The 24,374-nt window shown below is 60.0% G+C and carries 22 protein-coding genes; 10 read left to right on the forward strand and 12 right to left on the reverse strand.

What is annotated here, in order from left to right; translation table 11 throughout:
• Positions 1–81: 81 nt before the first annotated feature.
• The 5 genes from pyk to gcl all read right to left on the reverse strand — a co-directional run bounded on the left by pyk (position 82) and on the right by gcl (position 6,391).
• A complete protein-coding gene (gene pyk, locus K1X80_RS09135) occupies positions 82–1,497 on the reverse strand; it encodes a pyruvate kinase (protein ID WP_057958973.1) in 1,416 nt (471 codons plus the stop codon).
• Positions 1,487–2,767 carry a glycerate kinase gene (locus K1X80_RS09140; RefSeq protein ID WP_120732266.1) on the reverse strand — a complete coding sequence of 427 codons (1,281 nt, stop codon included), beginning with the start codon at positions 2,765–2,767 and terminating at the stop codon, positions 1,487–1,489. The genes pyk and K1X80_RS09140 overlap by 11 nt, the downstream gene beginning before the upstream one ends.
• A gap of 107 nt (positions 2,768–2,874) precedes the next feature.
• The gene (locus K1X80_RS09145; protein WP_057958974.1) at positions 2,875–3,765 is read right to left on the reverse strand and encodes a 2-hydroxy-3-oxopropionate reductase; all 891 of its coding nucleotides are present in this window, start codon (positions 3,763–3,765) and stop codon (positions 2,875–2,877) included.
• Positions 3,766–3,822: 57 nt separating this feature from the next.
• Positions 3,823–4,605: a hydroxypyruvate isomerase gene (hyi, locus tag K1X80_RS09150; RefSeq protein ID WP_057438848.1), complete on the reverse strand. Its 783-nt coding sequence runs from the start codon at positions 4,603–4,605 to the stop codon at positions 3,823–3,825.
• Positions 4,606–4,615: 10 nt separating this feature from the next.
• Complete coding sequence (gcl, locus tag K1X80_RS09155) at positions 4,616–6,391, reverse strand: glyoxylate carboligase (protein ID WP_057438849.1); 1,776 nt, start codon at positions 6,389–6,391, stop codon at positions 4,616–4,618.
• Between the two features lie 268 nt (positions 6,392–6,659).
• Here gcl and K1X80_RS09160 point away from each other — a divergent pair, with 268 nt between their 5' ends.
• Entirely contained in the window at positions 6,660–7,100 is a 441-nt protein-coding gene (locus tag K1X80_RS09160; protein WP_057438850.1) for a heme-binding protein, read from the forward strand.
• Between the two features lie 136 nt (positions 7,101–7,236).
• On the opposite strand, the gene K1X80_RS09165 is transcribed toward K1X80_RS09160, so the two are convergent.
• Both K1X80_RS09165 and K1X80_RS09170 read right to left on the reverse strand, forming a co-directional pair.
• Positions 7,237–7,695 carry an REP-associated tyrosine transposase gene (locus K1X80_RS09165; protein WP_169961379.1) on the reverse strand — a complete coding sequence of 153 codons (459 nt, stop codon included), beginning with the start codon at positions 7,693–7,695 and terminating at the stop codon, positions 7,237–7,239.
• Between the two features lie 204 nt (positions 7,696–7,899).
• Complete coding sequence (locus K1X80_RS09170) at positions 7,900–8,505, reverse strand: TetR/AcrR family transcriptional regulator (protein WP_057438851.1); 606 nt, start codon at positions 8,503–8,505, stop codon at positions 7,900–7,902.
• Between the two features lie 134 nt (positions 8,506–8,639).
• Here K1X80_RS09170 and K1X80_RS09175 point away from each other — a divergent pair, with 134 nt between their 5' ends.
• A complete protein-coding gene (locus K1X80_RS09175; RefSeq protein ID WP_057958976.1) occupies positions 8,640–9,554 on the forward strand; it encodes a DUF808 domain-containing protein in 915 nt (304 codons plus the stop codon).
• A gap of 3 nt (positions 9,555–9,557) precedes the next feature.
• Here K1X80_RS09175 and K1X80_RS28115 read toward each other — a convergent pair whose 3' ends face one another.
• From K1X80_RS28115 to K1X80_RS09190, 3 genes are all read right to left on the reverse strand, one after another.
• Positions 9,558–10,100 carry a hypothetical protein gene (locus tag K1X80_RS28115; protein WP_233096870.1) on the reverse strand — a complete coding sequence of 181 codons (543 nt, stop codon included), beginning with the start codon at positions 10,098–10,100 and terminating at the stop codon, positions 9,558–9,560.
• A gap of 117 nt (positions 10,101–10,217) precedes the next feature.
• Positions 10,218–11,006 (reverse strand): VacJ family lipoprotein, encoded by a 789-nt coding sequence (locus K1X80_RS09185; protein ID WP_057958978.1) that lies wholly within the window; start codon positions 11,004–11,006, stop codon positions 10,218–10,220.
• Positions 10,999–12,297 (reverse strand): serine/threonine protein kinase, encoded by a 1,299-nt coding sequence (locus K1X80_RS09190; RefSeq protein ID WP_057438855.1) that lies wholly within the window; start codon positions 12,295–12,297, stop codon positions 10,999–11,001. The genes K1X80_RS09185 and K1X80_RS09190 overlap by 8 nt, the downstream gene beginning before the upstream one ends.
• Positions 12,298–12,532: 235 nt before the next feature.
• On the opposite strand from K1X80_RS09190, the gene K1X80_RS09195 reads away from it, so the two are divergent.
• Positions 12,533–12,901: a hypothetical protein gene (locus tag K1X80_RS09195; protein WP_057958979.1), complete on the forward strand. Its 369-nt coding sequence runs from the start codon at positions 12,533–12,535 to the stop codon at positions 12,899–12,901.
• Positions 12,902–13,844: 943 nt separating this feature from the next.
• Here K1X80_RS09195 and K1X80_RS09200 read toward each other — a convergent pair.
• The gene (locus tag K1X80_RS09200) at positions 13,845–15,398 is read right to left on the reverse strand and encodes a hypothetical protein (RefSeq protein ID WP_057959006.1); all 1,554 of its coding nucleotides are present in this window, start codon (positions 15,396–15,398) and stop codon (positions 13,845–13,847) included.
• Positions 15,399–15,671: 273 nt separating this feature from the next.
• Between K1X80_RS09200 and K1X80_RS09205 the strand changes: the two genes are divergently transcribed.
• The 3 genes from K1X80_RS09205 to K1X80_RS09215 all read left to right on the forward strand — a co-directional run bounded on the left by K1X80_RS09205 (position 15,672) and on the right by K1X80_RS09215 (position 18,754).
• Entirely contained in the window at positions 15,672–16,523 is an 852-nt protein-coding gene (locus tag K1X80_RS09205; protein WP_057438857.1) for a glycine betaine ABC transporter substrate-binding protein, read from the forward strand.
• Between the two features lie 264 nt (positions 16,524–16,787).
• Positions 16,788–17,099, forward strand: coding sequence for a DUF485 domain-containing protein (locus K1X80_RS09210; RefSeq protein ID WP_057958981.1), 312 nt, complete (start codon positions 16,788–16,790; stop codon positions 17,097–17,099).
• Positions 17,096–18,754 carry a cation acetate symporter gene (locus K1X80_RS09215; RefSeq protein WP_057958982.1) on the forward strand — a complete coding sequence of 553 codons (1,659 nt, stop codon included), beginning with the start codon at positions 17,096–17,098 and terminating at the stop codon, positions 18,752–18,754. The genes K1X80_RS09210 and K1X80_RS09215 overlap by 4 nt, the downstream gene beginning before the upstream one ends.
• A gap of 516 nt (positions 18,755–19,270) precedes the next feature.
• Here the strand turns inward: K1X80_RS09215 and gltA are convergent.
• Positions 19,271–20,560, reverse strand: a complete 1,290-nt coding sequence (gltA, locus tag K1X80_RS09220; RefSeq protein ID WP_003222994.1) for a citrate synthase — start codon at positions 20,558–20,560, stop codon at positions 19,271–19,273.
• Between the two features lie 364 nt (positions 20,561–20,924).
• On the opposite strand from gltA, the gene sdhC reads away from it, so the two are divergent.
• The 4 genes from sdhC to K1X80_RS09240 are packed head-to-tail and all read left to right on the forward strand — an operon-like array spanning position 20,925 to position 24,153.
• A complete protein-coding gene (gene sdhC / locus K1X80_RS09225; protein WP_003172804.1) occupies positions 20,925–21,299 on the forward strand; it encodes a succinate dehydrogenase, cytochrome b556 subunit in 375 nt (124 codons plus the stop codon).
• Positions 21,293–21,661 (forward strand): succinate dehydrogenase, hydrophobic membrane anchor protein, encoded by a 369-nt coding sequence (sdhD, locus tag K1X80_RS09230; protein ID WP_029292670.1) that lies wholly within the window; start codon positions 21,293–21,295, stop codon positions 21,659–21,661. Before sdhC ends, sdhD begins: the two co-directional genes overlap by 7 nt.
• A gap of 3 nt (positions 21,662–21,664) precedes the next feature.
• A complete protein-coding gene (sdhA, locus tag K1X80_RS09235; RefSeq protein WP_029292672.1) occupies positions 21,665–23,437 on the forward strand; it encodes a succinate dehydrogenase flavoprotein subunit in 1,773 nt (590 codons plus the stop codon).
• Positions 23,438–23,448: 11 nt separating this feature from the next.
• Positions 23,449–24,153: a succinate dehydrogenase iron-sulfur subunit gene (locus K1X80_RS09240; protein ID WP_057438860.1), complete on the forward strand. Its 705-nt coding sequence runs from the start codon at positions 23,449–23,451 to the stop codon at positions 24,151–24,153.
• The last annotated feature ends 221 nt before the right edge of the window (positions 24,154–24,374 follow it).

Consider the following 24,374-nt stretch of genomic DNA (forward strand, 5'->3'; position numbering starts at 1 on the left):
GCAAGCCCGCTCCCCCATTTTGATTGGCGAACCCAATCAAATGTGGGGGCGGGCTTGCTCGCGATAAGGCCCGAACAGACGCTAGATCAACGTCTCAATGCGCAGCGAGTTGGTCGACCCCGGTTGCCCAAACGGCACCCCCGCCGTGATCAACAAGGTATCCCCACGCTGTGCCATGCCTTGGGCCTGGGCGATTTCCAGCGCGGTGGAACACACCTCGTCCACCTGCCTCAAGCGGTCATTGACCACCGAATGCACACCCCAGGCCACGCTCAAGCGGCGCGCAGTGGACAGGTTGGGCGTGAGGTTGAGGATCGGCACCGCCGGGCGCTCCCGTGCTGCACGCAGGCTGGAGCTGCCCGACTCGCTGTAGTTCACCAGCACCGCCACCGGCAGGATGCTGCTGATCCGACGGATCGCGCAGCTGATGGCGTCGGACACCGTGGCATCGGCCTTGGGCCGGCTTACATCCAGTTGGGTCTGGTAGTCCGGGCCGTTCTCCACCTGGCGGATGATCTTGCTCATCATCTGCACCGCTTCCAACGGGTATTCGCCGGACGCGGTTTCGGCCGACAGCATCACCGCATCGGCGCCTTCGGCCACGGCATTGGCCACGTCGGTGACTTCAGCGCGGGTGGGGGCCGGCGAGAAGCGCATGGACTCGAGCATCTGTGTGGCCACCACCACCGGTTTGCCCAGCTGGCGGCAGGTGCTGATGATGTCTTTCTGGATTTGCGGCACGCTTTCGGCCGGCACTTCCACGCCCAGGTCCCCTCTGGCGACCATGATCGCATCGCTCAGCTCGGCGATTTCCTGCAGGTAGCGCACCGCCGAGGGTTTTTCGATCTTCGCCATCAAGAACGCCTTGTCACCGATCAGCTCGCGGGCTTCGCGGATATCTTCGGGGCGTTGCACAAACGACAGCGCCACCCAGTCCACGCCCAGCTCCAGGCCGAAGCTCAGGTCGCGGCGGTCCTTGGCGGTCAGTGGGCTGAGTTCCAACAAGGCTTGTGGGACGTTCACCCCTTTACGGTCGGACAGTTCGCCGCCATTCAACACTGTGGTGTCGATCGCGTCGGCATGCTTGGTAATCACCCGCAGGCGCAGCTTGCCGTCATCCAGCAACAGGTCCATGCCCGGCTCCAGGGCCTTGATGATTTCCGGGTGGGGCAGGTTGACCCGGCGCTGATCGCCCGGTGTCGGGTCAAGGTCCAGGCGCAATGCCTGGCCACGCACCAGTTGCACCTTGCCTTCGGCGAAACGCCCGACCCGCAGCTTGGGCCCTTGCAGGTCCATCAGGATCCCCAGGGGGTAATTGAGCTGGCGTTCAACCTGGCGGATCCATTGGTAGCGCTGGGCATGGTCGGCGTGCTCGCCATGGCTGAAGTTCAGGCGAAAGATGTTCACCCCGGCTTCCACCAGCTCGCGGATGTCATCAATACCGTCGGTGGCCGGCCCCAGGGTGGCGAGGATTTTGACCTTCTTGTCAGGCGTCATGGGCAGCAGTCTCAAGTATCAAAATGGCGCGGAAGTCGTTGACGTTGGTACGGGTCGGCTCGGTGACGATCAACGCGTCGAGTGCCGCGAAATAGCCGTAGCCATTGTTGTTATCCAGCTCATCGCTGGCCGACAGGCCCAGGGCCTCGGCGCGGGCGTAGCTGGTGGGGGTCATGATTGCCCCGGCGTTGTCTTCTGAGCCGTCGATGCCGTCGGTGTCACCGGCCAGGGCGTAGACGCCGGGCAGGCCCTTGAGGCTGTCGGTCAGGCTCAGCAGGAATTCGGCGTTGCGTCCGCCACGGCCATTGCCGCGCACGGTCACGGTGGTCTCGCCGCCGGACAGGATCACGCAGGGTGCCGCCAGTGGCTGGCCGTGCTGCACGATTTGCCGGGCAATGCCGGCGTGGACCTTGGCCACGTCCCGCGCTTCGCCTTCCAGATCACCGAGGATCAGTGGGCTGAAACCGGCCTGGCGCACTTTCACCGCCACCGCTTCGAGGGATTGCTGCGGCCGTGCGATCAATTGGAAATGGCTGCGCGCCAGGCACGGGTCGCCGGGTTTGACCGTCTCTGATTCCGGGTTCTGCAACCAGCTGCGCACCGAGGCCGGCACTTCGATCTGGTAACGCTTGAGAATCGCCAGTGCCTGTTGCGAGGTGCTTGGATCGCCCACGGTCGGGCCGGAGGCAATCACCGTGGCCTGGTCGCCCGGCACATCGGAAATCGCGTAGGTGTAGACCGTGGCCGGCCAGGCGGCCTTGGCCAGGCGCCCACCCTTGATCGCCGAGAGGTGCTTGCGCACGCAATTCATCTCGCCAATGGTCGCGCCGGATTTGAGCAGGGCTTTGTTGATGGCTTGTTTGTCGGCCAGGGTGATACCCGCTGCCGGCAACGCCAACAGGGCCGAACCGCCGCCAGACAGCAGGAAGATCACCCGGTCGTCTTCGCCCAGGTTGCTGATCAGCGCCAGCACACGCTTGGCCACGGCCTGGCCGGCGGCATCCGGCACGGGGTGCGCTGCTTCGACCACTTCGATTTTCTGGCAGGGTGCGCCGTGGCCGTAGCGTGTGACCACCAGGCCCGAAACCTCGCCCTGCCAGCTGTTTTCCACGACCAGGGCCATGGCGGCTGCGGCTTTGCCTGCGCCGATCACGATCACCCGGCCGCTGCGGTCGGCGGGCAGATAAGGTTCGAGGACTTGCCGGGGGTGGGCAGCGTCGATGGCTGTGGCAAACAGCTCGCGAAGCAGGTGTTGCGGATCGACCGACATAAGCGGGCTCCCGGATTCTTGTTATTGGGTTTGAAGCGTGGAATGAGGGCCAAATGTGGGAGCAGGCAAACCAGCTCCCACCAGGGATTGCATTCCGAAAGGGGGGGTTACTTATCGCGAATCGAGAAATTCGCCATATGCTCCAGCCCCTTGATCAGCGCCGAATGGTCCCAGTTGCCGCCGCCAATCGCGGTGCAGGTACTGAACACTTGCTGGGTACCGGCGGTGTTGGGCAGGTTGATCCCCAGCTCCTTGGCGCCGGCCAGGGCCAGGTTCAGATCCTTCTGGTGCAGGTTGATACGGAAACCCGGATCGAAGGTGCCCTTGATCATCCGTTCGCCATGCACTTCGAGGATCTTCGACGAGGCGAAGCCACCCATCAGCGCTTCGCGCACCTTGGCCGGATCTGCACCGTTCTTTGCGGCGAACAGCAGCGCTTCGGCCACCGCCTGGATGTTCAGCGCCACGATGATTTGGTTTGCCACCTTGGCGGTCTGGCCATCGCCATTGCCGCCCACCAGGGTGATGTTCTTGCCCATGCTCTGGAACAGCGCCAGGGCGCGTTCGAACGTTTGCGGCTCGCCGCCGACCATGATGCTCAGGGTCGCGGCCTTGGCGCCGACTTCACCGCCCGACACTGGGGCGTCGAGGTACTGCGCGCCGGTGGCGTTGATCTTCGCGGCAAAGGCCTTGGTGGCGGTGGGTGAGATCGAACTCATGTCGATCACCACTTTGTTCGGCGACAGGCCTGCGGCAACACCGTCGGCGCGGAACAGCACGTCATCGACCTGGGGGGTATCGGGCACCATGACGATGATGAATTCCGCTTCCTGGGCCACTTGCTGCGGGTTGGCCAGGGCCACGGCACCGGCGGCGATCAACTCGGCGGGCGCCTTGCCGTGGTGCTCGGAGAGGAACAGTTGGTGACCTGCTTTCTGCAGGTTCGCGGCCATGGGTTGGCCCATGATGCCGGTGCCGATAAAGCCGATTTTAGCCATGATGAAATCCTCTTTTTATTAGTTGTGCAGGTCTGGCACTGCCCCCTGTGGGGTTGCTCAGATGGCGTTATGGCTCTTGAGCCAACCCAGGCCAGCCTCGGTAGTGGTCAACGGCTTGTACTCACAGCCGACCCACCCCTGATAGCCAATGCGATCCAGATGTTCGAACAGGAACCGGTAGTTGATCTCCCCGGTGCCCGGCTCGTTGCGTCCCGGGTTGTCCGCCAGCTGGATATGGTTGATCTGATCCAGGTGCGTGGCCATGGTGCGCGCCAGGTCGCCTTCCATGATTTGCATGTGATAGATGTCGTACTGCAGGAACAGGTTGGCACTGCCCACCTGTTCGCGAATCGCCAGGGCCTGCGCGGTGTTGTTCAGGTAGAAGCCTGGAATGTCGCGGGTGTTGATCGCTTCCATCACCAGCTTGATCCCCACCGCCTGCAGCTTGTCGGCTGCGTACTTGAGGTTGGCGACGAAGGTTTTTTCCAGCGTGGCGTCATCCACACCGGCGGGGCGAATCCCCGCCAGACAGTTGATCTGGGTATTGCCCAGCACCTGGGCGTAGGCGATGGCCAGGTTGACCCCGGCGCGGAACTCTTCGACCCGGTCCGGGTGGCAAGCCAGGCCGCGCTCGCCGTTGGCCCAGTCACCGGCCGGCAGGTTGAACAGCACTTGGGTCAAACCGTGGGCGTCGAGTTGTGCCTTGATTTCGGCGGAGCTGAACTCGTAGGGGAACAGGTATTCCACCCCACTGAAACCGGCATCGGCGGCGGCTTTGAAGCGGGCGAGAAAGTCCTGTTCGGTAAACAGCATGGACAGGTTGGCGGCAAAACGCGGCATGGGGTTCTCCTTAATCGAGCAATGAAATGGCAGTCGGTGCGTCGTTGCCCACCAGTGCCAGATCTTCGAATTCGTTGACGGCGTTGATCTCGGTGCCCATGGAAATATTGGTCACGCGCTCCAGAATAATCTCGACAATCACCGGCACCTTGAACTCTTCGATCATTTCCTGGGCCTTGCGCAGCGCGGGCTGGATCTGGCCCGGCTCGAACACACGCAGGGCCTTGCAACCCAGGCCTTCGGCGACGGCAACGTGGTCGACGCCATAACCGTTAAGTTCCGGGGCGTTGAGGTTGTCGAAAGACAACTGCACACAGTAGTCCATTTCAAACCCGCGCTGGGCCTGGCGGATCAGTCCCAGGTAGGAGTTGTTTACCACCACGTGGATGTACGGCAGTTTGAACTGCGCACCCACGGCCAGCTCTTCGATCATGAACTGGAAGTCATAGTCGCCGGACAGCGCCACCACCTTGCGGCTCGGGTCAGCCTTGACCACGCCCAGTGCCGCCGGAATGGTCCAGCCCAATGGGCCGGCCTGGCCGCAGTTGATCCAGTGGCGCGGCTTGTAGACGTGCAGGAACTGCGCACCGGCAATCTGCGACAGGCCGATGGTGCTGACGTAGCAGGTGTCTTTGCCGAACACCTGGTTCATCTCTTCGTACACCCGTTGCGGCTTGACCGGGACGTTGTCGAAGTGGGTCTTGCGGTGCAGGGTGGCTTTGCGCTGCTGGCAATCATGCAACCAGGCGCTGCGGTCCTTGAGCTTGCCGGCGGCTTTCCACTCGCGGGCCACTTCGATAAACATCGTCAGCGCGGCACCGGCGTCGGACACGATGCCCAGGTCCGGGGTGAACACACGGCCGATTTGCGTCGGCTCGATGTCAACGTGAATGAACTTGCGACCTTCGGTATACACCTCCACCGAGCCGGTGTGACGGTTGGCCCAGCGGTTGCCGACGCCCAATACCACGTCGGACTTGAGCATCGTAGCGTTGCCATAACGGTGTGAGGTTTGCAGGCCGACCATGCCCACCATCAGCGGGTGATCGTCGGGGATGGTGCCCCAGCCCATCAGCGTCGGGATCACTGGGATACCGGTCAGTTCGGCAAATTCCACCAACAGCTCGCTGGCGTCGGCATTGATCACGCCGCCGCCGCTGACCAGCAGCGGGCGTTCAGCCTGGTCGAGCATGGCCAGGGCTTTCTCGACCTGGATGCGTGTGGCCAGTGGCTTGGCCAACGGCAGTGGCTGGTAGGCGTCGATGTCGAACTCGATCTCGGCCATCTGCACGTCGAACGGCAAGTCGATCAGCACCGGGCCGGGGCGCCCGGAGCGCATTTCATAGAAGGCTTTCTGGAACGCATACGGCACTTGGCCAGGTTCGAGCACGGTGGTCGCCCACTTGGTCACTGGCTTGACGATGCTGGTGATGTCCACGGCCTGGAAGTCTTCCTTGTGCATGCGGGCACGGGGCGCTTGCCCGGTGATGCACAGGATCGGGATCGAGTCGGCCGAGGCGCTGTACAGGCCGGTGACCATGTCAGTGCCCGCCGGGCCCGAAGTGCCGATGCACACGCCGATATTGCCGGCCTTGGTGCGGGTATACCCCTCGGCCATGTGCGAAGCGCCTTCCACGTGGCGAGCGAGGACGTGATCGATGCCGCCGACCTTTTGCAGGGCCGAATACAACGGGTTGATCGCGGCGCCTGGGATACCGAAGGCGGTGTCTACACCCTCACGGCGCATCACCAGAACGGCGGCTTCGATTGCTCTCATTTTGCTCATGGTTTTGGTGCCTCTTGCGTTTTGTAATTGTATACAAGTGGTGTTGCTTCAAAGTGTATTCACGGCGAGCGGCGCAGGTCAATCCATTTTATTCTCACGCCTGTGCATTCGTCGGAAGGCTTTTTAGCGGGATTATTTCGACGTATGGTGCGTATGTTTCGAAATATTGTATACAAAAAATTAATCTATTGTGTTCTATTTGTTGCATCCGGCTTCTGATCATTCAGAGCCCAAAGGCTTTCTCAATAACAAGATAAGGACGGCACCCATGAGCGCTCTAACCTTGAAAGTCGCAGTCAACCTGGTCAGCCAGGCCATCACCGCTGGCCGCACCATTGCCGCTGCACCGCTGACCATCGCGGTGCTCGACAGCGGCGGGCACCTGATCACCCTGCAACGCGAAGACGGCGCCAGCCTGCTGCGCCCGCAAATCGCTATCGGCAAGGCCTGGGGCGCGATTGCCCTGGGCAAGGGCTCGCGCCTGCTGGCCCTGGATGCCCAGCAACGCCCGGCATTTATCGCCGCGCTGAACAGCCTGGGGCAGGGCGGCGTGGTGCCGGCGCCGGGCGGCGTGTTGATCCGGGACCCGGCGGGGGTGGTGCTGGGGGCGATCGGGATCAGTGGGGATACGTCGGATATTGATGAGCAGTGCGCGATCAGCGCGATTGAAGGGGTGGGGTTGTTGGCGGATGCGGGGGTGAGTGCTTGATGTTGAGGTGACTGGGCGATAGCCATCGCAGGCAGGTCAGCTCCCACACCTGATGTGTACCGGGCGCACATTGTCCGACTTATGCTAATCCCTGTGGGAGCTGGCTTGCCTGCGATGCTGGCGACTCGGTATGCGCTCATAACCAGATCGCATCCCACAGCGGATAGTCGCCGCACGTCTTTACAAGGCCGGCCCTCAGAGGGTTGGCAACGATGTATCGAGCGATGCCTTCAAGGTTTTCTTCCTGGCGCACGGCATGATCATGAAAGCCGGGTTGCCATAGGCGTCCCTGTCGACCAGCTACCGCATTGACCACCCGGGTGCTTTTGGATTTCACCTGGCGCATCAAATCGGCCAGAGAGCCCTTATCCAGTGAGATCAGCCAATGGAAGTGATCAGGCATGACTACCCAGGCCAGCGAGGTCACTAGCCCTTGGCTTTGAGCGTTTCTAAATTGTTGAACCACCAATCGACCTAATTTGAAATCCTCGAATATCGGGGTGCGATCCAGTGTATTGGTGGTGAGGTGATAGATTCGATTAGGTTCGTTGTAGCGCCCGATGCGCAGGCGGTTTGATGCAGGTAGGTCAGGCATTCCATTGCCTCTCTCCAGAAGGTGTTCTGAGAGGCTAGATTCGGGAGGCTGGGTTTGGTGGGCAGGCTTTTGGCAGGATGTGTCTGAGCGATTGCTATCGCGGGCAAGCCCGCTCCCACAGTGGACTTTTGGTGTTCATACATTTTGTGTCTGGCACGGGACCTGTGGGAGCTGGCTTGCCTGCGATAGCCACACCACGGTCCATCAGTCCGGCTCACACCCCTTCAACACCAACCGAATAATCGTCTGCGCCGCCGCTTCATAATCGGCCTCATCCAGCTTGGCCTTGCCGGTCACCGCTGAGATCTGCCAGTCGAAGTCGGCATAGGTCTGGGTCGCTGCCCAGATGCTGAACATCAGGTGGTTGGGGTCGATGGCGGCGATCAGGCCGCGATCGACCCAGCTCTGGATGCAGTCGATGTTGTGCTTGGCCTGGGCGTTGAGCTGCTGCACCTGCTCGGGGCTCAGGTGTGGCGCGCCGTGCATGATTTCGCTGGCGAACACTTTCGAGGCAAAGGGCAGATCGCGGGAGATGCTGATCTTCGAGCGAATATAGCTGCTCAGCACTTGCTTGGGGTCACCGTCCGGGTTGAAGGGGGTGGAGGCGGCCAGGATCGGCTCGATGATGCTTTCGAGCACCTCGCGGTAGAGGTTGTCCTTGGACTTGAAGTAGTAATAGACGTTGGGTTTGGGTAGCCCGGCCTTGGCGGCGATGTCGCTGGTTTTGGTCGCGGCGAAGCCCTTGTCGGCAAACTCCTCGCTGGCTGCCCGCAGGATCAGTTCTTTGTTGCGCTCGCGAATGGTGCTCATAGACCAGATGATTCCTTGCCAGGACAGGCGGTTGCGCATGGTAGCACCGGCGATCCGCGGGCCTCAAGAATCTGCCCGCGACGCTTTGTACCACGCTATGCTGCGAAATATCCCACATTAAGGACGTCCGATTCATGGCAGGAAGCAGCTTGTTGGTATTGATTGATGACATCGCCGCCGTCCTCGACGACGTGGCCCTGATGACAAAAATGGCCGCCAAGAAAACCGCCGGGGTGCTGGGGGATGACTTGGCGCTCAATGCCCAGCAAGTTTCCGGCGTGCGCGCCGAGCGGGAAATCCCGGTGGTGTGGGCGGTTGCCAAGGGCTCGTTTATCAACAAGCTGATCCTGGTGCCCACCGCGCTGTTGATCAGCGCCTTCGCGCCCTGGGCGGTCACCCCACTGTTGATGCTCGGCGGCGCCTATCTGTGTTTCGAGGGCTTTGAAAAACTCGCTCATAAATTCCTCCACAGCAAGGCCGAAGATCAGGCCGAACATGCCCAGTTGGTCGCAGCCGTGGCCGATCCGGCAACGGACCTGGTGGCCTTCGAAAAGGACAAGATCAAGGGCGCCATCCGCACCGACTTTATCCTCTCGGCCGAAATCATCGCGATCACCCTGGGCACCGTGGCGGATGCGCCGTTGATGCAGCAAGTGATCGTGCTGTCGGGCATCGCCCTGGTCATGACCATCGGCGTGTACGGCCTGGTGGCCGGTATCGTCAAGCTCGATGACCTGGGCCTGTGGATGTCGCAAAAGCCCGGCCAGTGGGTACGTGATATCGGCAACGGACTTCTGCGAACCGCACCGTACATGATGAAAGGCCTGTCGGTGATCGGCACGGCGGCAATGTTCATGGTCGGTGGCGGCATCCTCACCCACGGCGTGCCCGCGGTGCATCACTGGATTGAAAGCGTGAGCCAGAGTATCGGTGGCATCTCCTGGCTGGTGCCGACCCTGCTCAATGCCGTCGCGGGGATCATCGCCGGGGCGGTGGTGCTGGCGCTGGTGTCTGTAGCGAGCAAGGCGTGGCGCGCCTTGAGGGGCTAGGCGTTACCGCAGCGCGCTGTAGCCTTTTTCGCTGAACGCCTTGAACAGCTGCGCTTCCGAGCCTGCGGAAACACTGCCGAACTGGCCAAAACCCTGTACGTGCTGATCGTTTTGCTGGGCTGGGCCCTGACGCTCCAAGTCCTCGCGGCCATCAATATAGGTTGCCACTTTGGCCAGGTTATAGGCGGCATTGGCACGTGATTCGGGGTCGCGGTTGGCTGCGCTCCAATCGCCGGTTTGCTGCTTAAGCTGATTGATGAAGTTGCTTGCAAAAGGACCATCTTGTTTGAGGATGTCCTTGAGGATCGGGGTGTCTTTGAAGATTTGCCCTGCGCTGCGATTATCGCCGCGCGGTCGGCCATAGGCGCCTCTGGGGGCGTCCAGATGAGGTTTTGTTGAGGCTTGGGATTCAGCCGCCGGGGGCGCGGCGAGGGTGGGTGCCGTGAGGGTGGGTTGGGAAACCGATATCGTCATGTTGAAGTTCCACTGGAAAGTTCGAGGTGGGCAGAGTGCGGTCAGCCTGTTTTGTGTCGGGCTTATCAGCATGGGGGCCTGGACTTTAAGTGGCAGGGGCGTACGAACTGGTTCCGAGGGGTGGGCTGCTGACAGCCGAAAAAAAAGGCCATCGAACGTTTCGATGGCCTTTTTGCACGCTGGGTAAAGTTATTCGGCAATCTGCAACTTGCGCGACTCGGTATACACATACCGCACTTTTTCATACTCGAACGGCGAGTTCATCTGGCCGTAGCGAAAGCTGGTCTGGTAGCGCTTGTCTACTGCGCGCAGGGCCCAGATTTCCGGGTGGTTGGAGCTGACCTCGGACACGTTGAGGTAGTTGATCTGCGATTCGGCGGTGTAGTCGACGAGCAGGCCACCGGTGTCGCGCAGGTTCGATGGGCCGAGGATCGGCAGGATCAGGTAGGCGCCGCCCGGTACGCCGTAGAAGCCCAGGGTCTGGCCGAAGTCTTCGCTCTGGCGCGGCAGGCCCATGGCGGTAGCCGGGTCCCACAGCCCGGCGATGCCGATAGTGGTGTTGACCAACAGGCGGCCGGTGGTCTCAAGGGAGCGGTGGCCCTTGAGTTGCAGCAGGCTGTTCATCAGGTTGGGCACGTCGCCCAGGTTGTTGAAGAAGTTGCTGACGCCGGTGCGCAGGAAGCTGGGGGTGACGTAGCGATAGCCGTCGACCACGGGCAGGAATACCCATTGGTCGAAGCGGTAGTTGAAGTGGTACACCCGACGGTTCCACGACTCCAGCGGGTCATAGACGTTGAGGGCGTTGAGGGTCGAGCGCTCGAACTCGCGCTGATCCAGGCCAGGGTTGAACTTGAGCTTGCTCAAGGGCTCCTTGAAGCCATCCTGGTCGATCACGGTCGGTGCATGAGCCTTGCTGTTGTCCGCGTTGGCAACGCCTGCACAGAGTAAGGCGGCAAGAAGCAGGAGATGTTTAGCCACGGAAAAACTCCAGCATGGCGTCGGCGTTGACGCGGTAATTGAGGTTGCCGCAGTGGCCGCCCAGCGGGTAGACGGTCAAGCGATCGCCGAAGGTCTTGCGCAAGAAGCCCAGGTCGCCAGGGCCGAGGATCACGTCGTCGGCGTTGTGCATCACGGCGATTTTCGGGCTGTCACGCAGGTAATCCTCGAGGGCGTACAGGCTCACCTGGTCGATCAGTTGCAGCAGGCTGCCGCCGTCGGAGCGGGCGCGCCACATCGGGATCACTTGTTCGGTCAGGTAGCAGTCGAAATCACACTGCAGCGCACGCTTGAGGAACGGCGTGAGGCTGGTGCTTTCGGTGATTGGGTATTTGGGCGGGATGATCAGGCCGCGACGGTTGATCAGGTCCGAGGTAAAGGCGATATCGGCCGCCGAGAAGCGGAACGAGGTGCCGATCAGCATCGCCATCTGCTCGTTGGTCAGGTGCTCCTTGGAGTTCTGGAAGTCGTAGAGCAGGGCATCGTTCATGTCGATATAGCCCTTTTGCTGGAAGTAGCGGGTCAGCTTGTTCAACACCAGCTCATAGAAGGTGGTGCTGTTGTTGATGCCCTTGACCTCGGTCTGCACCAGCTTGTCGAGGTTGGTGATAGAGGTATAGAGGTTGACCGGCGGGTTCAGCAGCAGCACTTTCTTGAAGTTGAAGCTGCGTCGTGTCTCGTCCAGTTTGGCGACGAACGCCGCGTCCAGCGCCCCCAGGCTGTAGCCGGTGAGGTAGAAGTCGGTGACCGGCAGCGTGGCGTTTTGTGCGCGCACGGCCTGCATCACGCGGTACATGTCTTCGGCGTCTTCCTGGGTGATGCCAGGTGTGGCAAAGCGCGAGGCGGCGCTGATGAAGTCGAAGCTGGTGGGCGACGACAGTTGGACGACATGGTAGCCGGCCTTGTAGTACAGCTTTTTCAGGTATTCGTTGAGAGAGCTGTCAAAACGCGCACCGGTGCCGGCGATCAGGAAGATCAGTGGCGCGGCGCGATCCTGTTTGGCAATGCGGTAGGTGAGCTTCTTCACCGCCCAGAAGTTGTCGGGCAGGCTGAATTCACGCTCCGGGCGCATGTTCAGGTTGTAGTCGGATTGGTTGATGTCATCAATGGATGGCAAATCCGGCCGCAAGTCCGGTGGCGTTGTGGCGATGGTCGCTTCGAACGGGTTGGTCAAAGGATAGCCATAGCTGGCCGGGTCGACGTCGACCGCCAGTGCTGACGCACTCAAAAAAAGGCCACCCAACAGGGCAGCGCAGCGCAAGGAACGGAGCATGACTAAATCCCTAAGAGGAAACGTGCTTAATGAAGTTCGCAGGCTATGACCACCGCGTTATCGCCGAAGTGCCAGCCATCGGCACTTAATATCGGAAAAAACATAGGAATCGAGGTAATAGTATGCAGACGATACACTTTGGCACGCTTTGATGAATAGTTATCTGTGCGCAACCCTTGCCAATGGCCCTGGGGAGATTAAGCTGGGCGCCGTTTTCGTCTATCGGAGTGCCCTTATGTCCCGTCGTTTGCCGCTGATCCTGCTGCTGTTGGCCTTGCCGTTATGGCTGGCTGCCAGTTATGGCGCCCGTTATGGGTTTATGGAGGACGGGCAGTGGGTGGGCATCTGCGTTGACGATGCCAGCCGCTGGGAGTGCCAGTTACGGGCGAACCTGGGTTTGATGATCCACTTCAAGGTCATGGGCTGGGCGGCGCTGGTCACCTCGGTGCTGGCGTTTGTACTGCCAGGCCGTGCCGGTTGGGGTTTGGCGGTGTTGGGGCTGGCGTTCGGGATTCCGGCATTGGCGTTGTACAACACCAATTTTGCGGTGTTTGCCTTGGTGATTGCCGGGTTGCGGTTGGTCAGGGCGCCTCGGGCTGCCTGATAGGGCCAATCGCAGCATAGGTATCTACACATCTCTTTAAGTGATTCTTAGGTTTGTGTACATATCCGTTGCTGCGGTTACGGCGGCTATTGGTTCCGCCCTTACGGCGGGTCACTTTCGAAGAGCGCGAAAGTAACCAAAGCGCTTTTGCCCCACCACTCGGCACCTCGCCTAGGCTCGGTGTGCCCGTCATCCGACATTGATTTTGGGGGCCGCCGCGCTGGGCCATCCATGGCCCAGCGCGGCTAACCCGGCGTCCTGCCGGGTTACCCCCCAAATCAATATCGGATGACGGCCAGCGTGGTTTAACGGGGCGCCTCAGATCAAAAGCAAAGCGAGGCGGCCTGACAGCCGACCTGATCGTCGAAGCGTGCGCGGACTCCTGTGGGAGCTGGCTTGTCGGATCGCCGCATCGCTGCGATGGCGCCGGCACTGCTAGCCTTTATGTTGTCTGACACACCGCTATCGCAGCCTCGCAGGGCGAGACAGCTCCCACAGGGGAATGCAGCTTCGCGCTCTGGCATTGCTGTTGCTCTGCTTTTGATCTGGCTTTTGATCTTGATCTTAGGCGCCCCGTTAAACCACGCTGGCCGCAGGCAGGTATTGCGCAGTGGGCACCCCGGCATGGATGCCGGGGTAGCCGCGACACGGCCATGGATGGCCGATCGCGGCGGGCCCACGGAGCAATGCCTGACTGCGGGCATGCCGAGCCTAGGCGAGGCACCGAGTGGTGGGGCAAGAGCGTTTTGCTTACTTTGGCGCTTCTCCAAAGTGAGCCGCCGTCAGGGCGGAACCCTAAGTGGCCGTGACCGCAGCAACGGATATGTACACAAACCCAATAAGCTAAAGAGTTGTGTAGATACCGATGCTCATCGCAGGCAAACCCGCTCCCACATTTGAATGTATTCACAAATCAAAATGTGGGAGCGGTGCGATAGCGATCTCAGGGATTGCGCACCCGCAGGCAGCGCCACAAGGCTGCAACCATCAACACACTGACCAGCGCCCAACCCAGGGCCTGCTGGTTCATCAAGCCTTCGCGGTACAGCTGCGGTGCAATGCCGGCGCCGATGATGAAGGTCAGCAGGGCTATTTCCCGGCGTGGCCCCCTGACCGGGCGCAGCAGGTAGACCAGCGCCGGCAGCAGCAGGGCGGCAGTGGGGAAGCTGCGGTAGCGTGGGTCGAACACCAGTGCCAGCATCATTACCGCCGTGGCGAACCCTGCGAATGCAATCAACCAGCCAGCGCGCTGCTCCAGCCAGGCGTAGGCCCGTGCGCGCCAACCCTGGCGAGCGCTCAAGGCCAGGGCCCCATGGGCCAGCACCAACAGGTTCAGGGCCAGCAACAGCCCAGCCCAGATCCATTCATCAGTGAAGCGCGCGGTCACTCGGGTCAGTTCGGCCCAACTGCCAATCGAGCCCGCCGCCACCGCGCCCAGCAACGGCAGCAACAACGCGGCGCGGGTACTGCGCACACGCCCGCCGAGCACCAGGGTGCCCAGTAGGATCAGCCCGCCAACGCCCAGCCACAGCGGCCAGTACGGCACATTGGTGACCGGGCCGGCCAGGATGCCCTTGTCCTGGCGTTCGGCATCAAACAGCCCCCAGTAACCGCCGACCGCCCCTTCGCTGGCGCGTTTCCACGGCTGGTCAAAGGCTTCGATCAGGTTGTAATGCCAGCCATTGGCTTCGGCCATGGCGACAAAACCGCGAATGAACTTGGCTTCGTTGACCCGGCTCGGCACTGCGGTTTCCCGCTGGCGGCCTTCGCTGGGCCAGCCGGTTTCGCCAATCATCACGTCCTTGGGGGCGAAGCGGTTGCCGAAGGTCTGGCGAATATCGCCGACATGGCGCAGGGCCTGGTCGATCCCCGCCGGGTCATCTTCCCAATACGGCAACAAGTGAATGGTCAGGAAATCCACCGCCGGGGCAATTTCCGGGTGTTGCAGCCAGAACTCCCAGACATCGGCATAGGTGACCGGCTGCTGGATCTGGCTTTTCACCTTTTCGATCAGCTTCACCAACTGCGTGGCGGTGATTTCCTTGCGCAACAGGGCTTCGTTGCCGACGATCACCGACGTGACCACGTCAGGGTTGGCGTTGGCCGAGGCGATCAGCAGGTCGACCTCCTTGGCGTTGTCCACCGGGTTGCTGTTGATCCAGGCACCGATCATCAACTTCAGGCCGTGTTTGCGCGCCAGGTCCGGCAGGGCTTCGAGGCCGGTCATGGAGTAGGTGCGGATGCACTCAAAGCGCGTGGCCAGCAATGCCAGGTCGGCGTCCATGCGCTCGGGGCGCAGTTTGAACGGCTGGTCGAACGGTGACTGGTCCTTGTCGAAGGGCGTGTAGGACGCGCATTGCAACTTGTGGCTGGCGCTGGCGACGTCCGGCAGCACTACTGGCTGGCCGAGGCCATACCAGTAGCCGCCCAGCGCGAACAGGCCGAGCAGCAAGGCAAATACATAAGGCATGAAGGGGAAGCGGGCAGTCGCGGTCATGGTCAGGCCGTGTGGGAACAAAGCCGCGCATCTTACCTGTATTTGCCGGTTTTCAGGGGGACCGCATAATTTTGACATGCAAAGTTCGGGCGGGATTTTGACGCTGCGTCCTAGGAATTTTCCTGCTGGCGTTGTGATGTCGTTTCTTGCTCCGCTGAGGTCGTAGTCAGAGCAGGTCCACAGGTTCAGCAGGTTGATGATCGAACGGCACCACATGACAACAGGTTGACGTCGCTCGGCATCCGTCGGGCGCAGCACTTTCGGGGAAGCACTATGAAGATGCGACGACTCTTGGGCGCAGCTGCCACCTTGGTAGTTGCGATGAGTTCCACACTGGCCAGCGCCGACAGCAAGACCCTGAGCCTCGGTTATGTGGACGGCTGGTCGGACAGTGTCGCCACCACCCACGTGGCGGCTGAAGTGATCAAGCAAAAACTGGGCTATGACGTGAAACTGCAGGCGGTTGCCACCGGGATCATGTGGCAGGGCGTGGCCACCGGCAAACTTGACGCCATGCTTTCGGCCTGGCTGCCGGTCACCCACGGCGAGTATTGGACCAAGAACAAGGACAAAGTGGTCGACTACGGCCCCAACTTCAAGGATGCGAAGATCGGTTTGATCGTGCCGGAGTACGTCAAGGCCAAGTCCATCGAGGACTTGAAGACCGACACCACCTTCAAGAACAAGATCGTTGGCATTGATGCCGGTTCAGGCGTGATGCTCAAGACTGACGAAGCCATCAAGCAATATGGCCTGGACTATAAGCTGCAGGCCAGTTCCGGGGCGGCAATGATCGCTGAGTTGACCCGTGCCGAAGACAAGCAGGATTCCATTGCGGTGACCGGCTGGGTGCCACACTGGATGTTCGCCAAGTGGAAGCTGCGTTTCCTTGACGATCCAAAAGGCATCTATGGCGCCGCCGAGACGGTCAATAGCATCGGCAGCAAGGGCCTGGAAAAGAAAGCCCCGGAAGTCGCGGCATTCCTGAAGAAATTCCAGTGGGCCTCCAAGGATGAAATCGGCGAAGTAATGCTCGCTATCCAGGAAGGTGCCAAGCCAGATGCGGCGGCCAAGGATTGGGTGGCCAAGCACCCTGAGCGTGTGGCTGAGTGGACCGCTCCTTGACCCCCTGAAAAGTATTGGTGATGGGCCTTGTGTGAGAGCTGGCCTGCCCGCGATGGCGGTGGATCAGTTGATGGATACCTGACTGATTCACCGCCATCGCGGGCAAGCCAGCTCTCCCATAAGCTCCCTCCCGCAATTGTTTCTGTCACCTCCCAAACCCTCGTTACACTGGTTCTAAGACTAAGGTCGTCTGGAACCTCTCCCGCAGCCGCATACAGTGGATATGTCCCAATAATAAAAAGCTGTGCTGCGAGGATAAAAACAATGAACGACAGCATTTACCTCTCGATTCAAAACAGCCCGCGCTTCAAGGAGCTGGTCAGAAAAAGGGAAAGGTTCGCCTGGATTCTCTCGGCGATCATGCTCGGGCTGTATTCCGGATTCATCCTGTTGATTGCTTATGGGCCACAAGTCTTGGGGGCCAAGATCAGCCCTGAGTCGTCCATCACCTGGGGGATCCCGATGGGGGTTGGGCTGATTGTCTCGGCCTTTGTGCTCACAGGCATCTACGTGCGACGCGCCAATGGCGAATTCGACGACCTGAACAATGCGATTCTCAAGGAGGCTGCGCAATGATCCGTCGTCTATTGGCTGTATTCGGCGCTTCGCTTTTTGCTCCTGCCGTTTGGGCGGCGGACGCATTGACCGGTGAAGTGCACAAGCAACCGTTGAACGTTGCGGCGATCCTGATGTTTGTCGCCTTTGTCGGCGCAACATTGTGCATCACCTACTGGGCGTCCAAGCGTAACAATTCGGCGGCTGACTACTATGCCGCTGGCGGCAAGATCACCGGTTTCCAGAACGGTCTGGCGATTGCCGGCGACTACATGTCGGCGGCGTCCTTCCTGGGGATTTCCGCACTGGTGTTCACCTCTGGCTACGATGGCCTGATCTACTCGATCGGCTTCCTGGTGGGCTGGCCGATCATTCTGTTCCTGATCGCCGAGCGCCTGCGTAACCTGGGCAAGTACACGTTTGCCGACGTAGCGTCCTATCGCCTCGGGCAAACCCAGATCCGCAGCCTGTCGGCTTGTGGTTCGCTGGTGGTGGTGGCGTTCTACCTGATTGCGCAGATGGTCGGCGCCGGCAAGCTGATCCAGCTGCTGTTCGGCCTTGATTACCATGTTGCGGTGATCCTGGTGGGTATCCTGATGTGCCTCTATGTGTTGTTCGGCGGCATGCTGGCGACCACCTGGGTACAGATCATCAAGGCAGTGCTGCTGCTGTCCGGTGCTTCGTTCATGGCACTGATGGTGATGAAGCACGTCAACTTCGACTTCAACCTGCTGTTCTCCGAGGCGATCAAGGTTCACCCTAAAGGTGAGGCGATCATGAGCCCTGGCGGCCTGGTAAAAGACCCGATCTCGGCGTTCTCCCTGGGCCTGGCCCTGATGTTCGGTACAGCTGGCCTGCCACACATCCTGATGCGCTTCTTCACCGTGAGTGACGCTAAAGAAGCCCGCAAGAGCGTGCTGTATGCCACTGGCTTTATCGGCTACTTCTACATCCTGACCTTTATCATCGGCTTCGGCGCGATTCTGCTGGTCAGCACCAACCCGGCGTTCAAGGATGCAGCAGGCGCTCTGTTGGGTGGTAACAACATGGCGGCGGTGCACCTGGCCAACGCGGTGGGCGGCAGTATCTTCCTGGGCTTCATCTCGGCCGTGGCGTTTGCCACCATCCTCGCGGTGGTTGCCGGTTTGACCCTGGCCGGTGCTTCGGCGGTGTCCCATGACCTGTATGCCAGCGTGATCAAGAAAGGCAAGGCCAACGAGAAGGATGAGATTCGCGTGTCGAAGATCACCACCATCGCCCTGGCAGTGCTGGCGATTGGTCTGGGTATCCTGTTTGAAAGCCAGAACATCGCGTTCATGGTCGGCCTGGCGTTCTCCATTGCCGCCAGCTGTAACTTCCCGGTGCTGCTGCTTTCCATGTACTGGAAAAACCTCACCACCCGTGGCGCGATGATTGGTGGCTGGCTGGGTCTGGTCAGTGCGGTTGGCCTGATGGTCCTGGGCCCGACCATCTGGGTCTCGATCCTGCACCATGAAAAAGCGATCTTCCCGTACGAGTACCCGGCGCTGTTCTCGATGATCATCGCGTTCGTGGGTATCTGGTTCTTCTCCATCACCGACAAGTCGGCGGCGGCAGTGAAAGAACGGGCGCTGTACTTCCCGCAGTTTGTGCGTTCGCAGACTGGCCTGGGGGCGAGCGGGGCGGTCAACCACTAAGGTTGTAGCTCAATAAGAAATGCCCCGGTCGAAAGGCCGGGGCATTTTTTTGGCTGGATGATTTGTAGTGTTTGGGCTGGCCTCATCGCGGGCAGGCCCGGCTCCCACAGTTGAATGATGTGCGCCCGGGCGATGCGGTCAGCTGTGGGAGTACCCGGCGCTGTTCTGGATGATCACTGGCTCTTCTCCATCACCGATAAGTCGGTGGCGGCGGTGAAAGCGCTTCCCGCAGTTTGTGCGTTCGCAGACTGGCCTGGGGCGCGCGGGGCGGTCAACCGCTTAGGTTGTAGCTCAGTAAGAAATGCCCTGGTCGAAAGGCCGGGTTTTTTTGCCTGGGGTTCTGTGTTGCCTGCGTTATAGCCTTCGCGAGCAAGCCCACAGTTGACCGCGTTCATCCTTTGAAATGCGGTCAACTGTGGGAGCGGGCTTGCTCGCGAAAGCGGTATGTCAGGCAGCACAAACAAAACGGCCTCCACTAAGGGAGGCCGTTCTCAATGCAGCTAAGCAGTTGAATGCTTACTTGCGGTCTTCCAGCTTGGTAATGTCACGCGACTCGTAGCCGGTGTACAGCTGGCGCGGGCGGCCAATCTTGTACGGGCTGGAGAGCATTTCTTTCCAGTGGGAGATCCAGCCCACGGTCCGCGCCAGGGCGAAGATCACGGTGAACATACTGGTTGGAATGCCGATCGCCTTGAGGATGATCCCCGAGTAGAAGTCGACGTTCGGGTACAGCGAGCGTTCGATGAAGTACGGGTCGGTCAGCGCGATCTCTTCCAGGCGCATGGCCAGTTCGAGTTGCGGATCGTTGTTGATGCCCAGTTCCTTCAACACTTCGTCGCAGGTCTGCTTCATGACGGTGGCGCGCGGGTCGCGGTTCTTGTAGACCCGGTGACCGAAGCCCATCAGCTTGAACGGATCGTTCTTGTCCTTGGCCTTGGCGATGAACTTGTCGATGTTGGACACATCGCCGATTTCATCGAGCATGGTCAATACGGCTTCGTTTGCACCGCCGTGGGCAGGGCCCCACAGTGCAGCGATGCCCGCGGCGATACAGGCGAACGGATTGGCACCCGAGGAGCCCGCCAGGCGCACGGTGGACGTCGAGGCGTTCTGTTCGTGGTCGGCATGGAGGATGAAGATCCGGTCCATGGCCTTGGCCAGTACCGGGCTGATCGGTTTGATCTCGCACGGGGTGTTGAACATCATGTGCAGGAAGTTTTCCGCGTACGTCAGGTCGTTGCGCGGGTACATCATGGGCTGGCCCATGGAGTACTTGTAAACCATTGCGGCCAGGGTGGGCATCTTGGCAACCAGGCGGATCGCGGAGATTTCGCGATGCTGCGGGTTATTGATGTCCAGGGAGTCGTGATAGAAGGCCGACAGGGCGCCGACTACACCGCACATGACGGCCATTGGGTGCGCGTCGCGACGGAAGCCGTTGAAGAAGGTCTTCAACTGCTCGTGAACCATGGTGTGGTTCTTCACGGTGCTGACAAACTGGGCCTTTTGCTCGGCTGTTGGCAATTCGCCATTTAGCAGCAGGTAGCAGGTTTCCAGGTAGTCCGATTTCTCGGCCAGTTGTTCGATCGGGTAGCCGCGATGTAGCAGAATGCCATTGTCGCCGTCGATATAGGTAATCTTCGACTCGCAAGAAGCGGTCGACATGAAGCCTGGGTCGAAAGTGAAACGGCCCGTGGCCGTCAGGCCCCGTACGTCGATAACATCGGGACCAACGGTGCCGGTTAAAATGGGCAGCTCGACGGGGGCTGCGCCCTCGATGATCAACTGCGCTTTTTTGTCAGCCATGTGGCCTCCTATTTATGCTTCAAATCATCAGACAGACCCCCCACGCAGGGCCCGCACCACTATATTGATATAAATCCAGATGTCAATTTGCCTAAAGTCTTGCTCCAGAAGGCTTTAACCGTACTTTTTCCTCGAAATTGCCTGCCGTTTACGCCTTTTATCCCGTCAGCGCAATCAGCTATTAGGGTGAGGAGTGCGCGTTGTCATTAGTAGCCTAACTGTCTATACTCGGCCACCGACCGCCAAGGGCTTTTGGGCTTGCTTTCATTGGGGGTCGCACTCCCTGGGTGGTGCTTACCTGACCAGTGCACTCCCCAACAACTTTGCCCTGATTGTTAGGGGCTCTTCAGTGTGAAAAAAAGCCGTGAATAGCCAACGACCTGTAAACCTAGACCTAAGGACCATCAAACTCCCCATCACCGGCGTTACGTCGTTCCTGCACCGTGTTTCCGGCATCATCCTGTTCCTGGGCTTGGGCATCATGCTTTATGCATTGAGCAAATCCCTGGGTTCCGAGGAAGGATACGCCGAGGTGAAGGCATGCTTGACCAGCCCGCTGGCCAAGTTCGTAGCATGGGGCCTCCTGTCCGCTCTGCTGTATCACCTGGTAGCCGGTGTGCGCCACTTGATCATGGATATGGGCATCGGTGAGACGCTGGAAGGCGGCCGCCTGGGCTCGAAAATCATCATCGCCATTTCCGTGGTGCTGATCGTTCTGGCAGGAGTTTGGATATGGTAACCAGCGTTACGAACCTATCGCGTTCAGGCCTCTATGACTGGATGGCGCAGCGTGTGTCTGCGGTCGTTCTCGCGGCTTATTTCATTTTCCTGATCGGGTACCTCGTTGCAAACCCTGGCATTGGCTACGCCCAATGGCACGGTCTGTTCTCCCACAACGGGATGCGTATCTTCAGTCTGCTCGCCCTTGTGGCCCTGGGTGCTCACGCCTGGGTCGGCATGTGGACCATCGCGACCGACTACCTGACGCCGATGGCGCTGGGCAAGTCCGCGACTGCAGTACGTTTCCTTTTCCAGGCAGTATGCGGCGTCGCGATGTTCGCTTACTTCGTCTGGGGTGTGCAGATTCTCTGGGGTATCTGATTCATGGCTAACATTCCAACGATTTCTTTTGACGCCATCATTATTGGTGGCGGCGGCGCCGGCATGCGCGCTGCACTGCAGCTGGCCCAGGGTGGTCACAAGACTGCCGTGATCACCAAGGTGTTCCCGACCCGTTCCCACACCGTATCGGCCCAGGGTGGCATCACCTGCGCCATCGCTTCTGCGGATCCGAACGATGACTGGCGCTGGCACATGTACGATACCGTCAAGGGTTCCGACTATATCGGCGACCAGGACGCTATCGAGTACATGTGTCAGGAAGGCCCTGCTGCGGTGTTCGAGCTGGACCACATGGGTCTGCCGTTCTCCCGTACCGAACAGGGTCGTATCTACCAGCGTCCATTCGGCGGCCAGTCGAAGGATTACGGTAAAGGCGGCCAGGCTGCCCGTACCTGCGCGGCATCCGACCGTACCGGTCACGCGCTGCTGCACACTCTTTATCAGGGCAACCTGAAAGCCGGCACCACGTTCCTGAACGAGTACTACGCGGTTGACCTGGTGAAGAACCAGGACGGCGCATTCGTCGGCGTGATCGCTATCTGCATCGAAACCGGTGAAACCACCTACATCCGCGCCAAGGCTACCGTGCTGGCGACGGGCGGTGCAGGTCGTATCTACGCTTCGACCACCAACGCCCTGATCAACACCGGTGACGGCGTTGGCATGGCCCTGCGTGCAGGCGTGCCGGTACAAGACATCGAAATGTGGCAGTTCCACCCAACCGGCATCGCCGGCGCCGGTGTACTGGTTACAGAAGGTTGCCGTGGTGAAGGCGGTTACCTGATCAACAAGCACGGCGAGCGTTTCATGGAGCGTTATGCTCCGAACGCCAAGGACCTTGCCGGTCGTGACGTGGTTGCCCGTTCGATGGTTAAAGAAATCATCGCCGGCAACGGTTGCGGCCCGAACGGCGACCACGTGATGCTGAAGCTCGATCACCTGGGCGAAGAAGTGCTGCACAGCCGCCTGCCAGGTATCTGCGAACTGTCCAAGACCTTCGCACACGTTGACCCGGTGGTTGCTCCAGTACCAGTGGTTCCAACTTGCCACTATATGATGGGCGGCGTGCCGACCAACATTCATGGCCAGGCGATCACCCAGAACGCCGAAGGCGTGGACGAGATCATTCATGGTCTGTTCGCGGTAGGCGAAGTGGCTTGCGTATCGGTTCACGGTGCCAACCGTCTGGGCGGCAACTCGCTGCTCGACCTGGTGGTATTCGGCCGCGCTGCCGGCCTGCACCTGGAAAAAGCCCTGACCGACGGCATCGAATACGATGACGCGACCGACGCCAACATCGAGGCTGCCCTGGCACGCCTGAATGCTCTGAACGAGCGTACTGATGGCGAAGACGTAGCAACCCTGCGTCGCGAGCTGCAAAGCTGCATGCAGAACTACTTCGGTGTATTCCGTACTGGCGAATACATGCAGAAGGGTATTACCCAGCTGGCAGACCTGCGCAAGCGGATTGCCAACGTCAAGATCAACGATAAGAGCCAGGCGTTCAACACCGCTCGTATCGAGGCCCTTGAACTGCAAAACCTGCTGGAAGTGGCTGAAGCGACTGCGATTGCCGCCGAGGTTCGTAAAGAATCCCGTGGTGCTCACGCTCGTGAAGACTTTGAAGATCGCGATGACGAAAACTGGTTGTGCCACACCCTGTACTTCCCGGGTGACAAGCGCGTAACCAAGCGTGCCGTGAACTTCTCGCCGAAGACGGTTCCGACGTTTGAACCGAAGATTCGGACTTACTAAGGGTGGCTGCCATGTTGAAAGTCAGTGTTTATCGCTACAACCCTGATCAGGACGCTGCGCCGTTCATGCAGGAATTTGAGGTCGATACCGGTGGTAAAGACCTGATGGTGCTGGATGTGCTGGCCCTGATCAAAGAGCAGGACGAGGGTTTCTCCTATCGTCGCTCTTGCCGTGAAGGTGTCTGCGGCTCCGACGGCATGAACATCAACGGCAAAAACGGCCTGGCTTGCGTCACGCCGCTGTCGGCCGTGGTCAAGAAGAACAAGCTTGTTGTACGTCCACTGCCAGGTTTGCCGGTTATCCGTGACCTGGTCGTCGATATGAGCATCTTCTACAAGCAATACGAAAAGGTTAAGCCATTCCTGCAGAACGACACGCCGGCTCCGGCCATCGAGCGTCTGCAGTCCCCGGAAGAGCGCGAAAAGCTCGACGGTCTGTACGAGTGCATCCTGTGCGCTTGCTGCTCGACCTCTTGCCCGTCCTTCTGGTGGAACCCGGACAAGTTCCTGGGTCCAGCTGCACTGCTGCAAGCCTATCGCTTCCTGGCAGACAGCCGTGACACCAAGACGGCCGAGCGTCTGGCTTCACTGGATGACCCGTTCAGCGTATTCCGCTGCCGCGGGATCATGAACTGCGTCAACGTATGTCCCAAAGGCCTGAACCCGACTAAGGCCATTGGTCACATCCGTAACATGCTGCTGCAAAGCGGCGTGTAAGACGTTGTAGTAAAAGCAGGACCGTTGTGCCCGTAAATGCTACGGCGCAGGCTTCAACCGGCGCCGTAGTTTTAACTTGAGCAGCGACTTACAAAGCCGCGGCTCTTATTTTGAAGAAATGAGACAAGCAGGGGCATTCGGGTTGGTACCCGAACTATCAGCGTGATCCTAAGTGGCTTGTTTTGGTCGCTGCACTTGGCCTTTTGCAAGCAAACTCGGTG

Source organism: Pseudomonas sp. So3.2b, assembly GCF_019464415.1.
GTDB lineage: Bacteria > Pseudomonadota > Gammaproteobacteria > Pseudomonadales > Pseudomonadaceae > Aquipseudomonas > Aquipseudomonas shahriarae.